General features: G+C 67.2%; 1 protein-coding gene. It reads right to left on the bottom strand.

Going from position 1 to position 1,993, the window contains the following annotated elements; all coding sequences use genetic code 11:
* Positions 1-88: 88 nt before the first annotated feature.
* Positions 89-1,885: a transposase gene (locus NA11_RS43585; protein ID WP_439957151.1), complete on the bottom strand. Its 1,797-nt coding sequence runs from the start codon at positions 1,883-1,885 to the stop codon at positions 89-91.
* Positions 1,886-1,993 lie beyond the last annotated feature (108 nt).

The raw sequence follows: 1,993 nt of genomic DNA, 5'->3' as shown, positions 1-1,993 counted from the left end.
GCGGGCTGTTGCGAAATGGATGGTGGTGTTGCCAGCCGCGAAGCGGCTGGCAACACCGGGTTTGGTAGACCCTGGCGGGCACTTCTTGTCAGCAGGGTGCGGGGGTGAGGTGTCGGGTCTTGATGGCTTTGAAGAGGTTATGAACGAGGGCGTGGAAGTTGAATTCTGCTGCGGCCCGGTTGGTTCCGCGGCTGGTGAAGCGTCGGAAGCCGAGGTTGTGTTTGGCGTGGCCGAAGGGGGTTTCGGCGATGTGGCCGCGTTGTTTGTAGAGAGCGGCGCCTTGGGGTGTGCGCAGTCGGTGATCGGTTTGCTCGATCACTGAGGCGTCGGTGGGCGGTGGGCCGGTCGTGGGCCGGGTGCGGGCGGTGGTGGCCAGGTCGCGGCGTTTGCCGAGGGCGATGAGCCGGGCGGGCCCGGCAGCGGTGAGGTTGTCCACGCTCAGGTAGCCGGCGTCGGCGAGCAGCATCTGGATCGGGGCCGTGCAGGTTTCACCGGTGGTGTCGAGACCGGCCGAGACCCTTTGCGCGGTGGTGTAATCGTTGAGAAGTGTTGTGATGGCAGGGGTTTGGGGTGTGCCTGCGGGGTGGTGACTGATGATGAGGTCGGCGGCGGTGGTGGCCTTGCCCATCATCTCGGTGAAGCCGGGGCAGTCGCTGGGGTTGTTGGTGACCCCAGTGGCGATGATCAGTCCGTCGCTGGAGGTGACGGCTTGGCAGTTGAATCCCTGCAACCATCCCCCGCCGCGCAGCGGCATCGGCCGGGACTCGGGGTCGGTGATGTTGCGCTGGGCGTCTTTATCGTTCACGGCCCGCTCGGCGGCCTTGCGGGCCCTAGCAGCCCGGGTCACCGCCTGGGCCTGTGTGATCGCCGCCTCGGCGGCGAGGGCACGATCCAATGCCGCGCGCACGCGTTTGACCATGTACTCCTCATCGGGCGCAGCGGGCCGGCGCCCGCGCCCGCCTGCCGCCAGCCAGCGCTCGATCTTGGCCTGCTGCGCGGCGCGGGCCTGTTCCCAGTTACGGGTCAGCACCTGCACCCGGATCTCGACCGGCGGCAACCCGACCCGCTGGCCCTGCTCGTCACGGCGGCGCTGATAGTCAGCGACTATCGCATCACGACGAACCACCTCGGCCTGCTCACGCTCGCGCTGACGCTGCTCGGCCCCCTCACGAGCCCGCGCGCGAACTGCGTTCTCGGCCTCCAACTCCGCCAACGCTTTCGCGATCCGCGACGCCCGCGCCGAGGGCTCGACCAACTCCGCGGGCATACCGCCACCACCCTGGCCGGGCCCGAACCGCTCATCCTCAGCAGCGTCGGTCGCGGCATGCGCCGCGGCCGCGGCCCGCGCCGCGGCCCGAGCGGCATCAACACCGGCCTGCTCGACCGCGGCGGCCCGCAAGCCCTTCTCGGTGCGGTTCGCGCTCAACGACGCATCCGAAGCGATCTTCACCGAATCGATCGCCGCCACCCCCAACTGGCCCATACCCAGTCGCGCGCACAACACCAGCACCTGGGTGAACAACTCCTCCACCACATCAGCCAGCTCGGCGCGGAACCGCGCGATCGTCACATGATCGGGCACATCCCCCGCACAGATCACCCGGAACCCGACATCACGCGAGCACAACCACTCGATCTTGCGCGAGGACCGCTGCCCCTGAGCCCACGCCCAGATCAACAACGTCAACAACATCTCCGGGTCATACCCGGCACGCCCCACCCCACCAATGCGACGTTTGGCATGCAACCGGGAAGTATCCAACCCCGCCACCGCCTCGATCACCAACCACACCGGATCATCAGCCGCCAACCACTCCCGCATATCCGGCGGCATCAAAAACTGCTGATCACGCTCCACACGCCGATAACCCTTGGCCACCAACACATCATCGATCAACACCACCCGACACACCAGCCAACCCTCAAAACGTGTTGGTCGGCCGCTCCGCAGCCGACCAACACCGAAACACACCCACATTTCGCAACAGCCCGC

Source organism: Nocardia altamirensis NBRC 108246 (assembly GCF_001612685.1).
Lineage (GTDB): Bacteria > Actinomycetota > Actinomycetes > Mycobacteriales > Mycobacteriaceae > Nocardia > Nocardia altamirensis.
The sequence above is the reverse complement of the archived record's forward strand: the minus strand, read 5'-3'. Positions and strand labels throughout refer to the sequence as shown.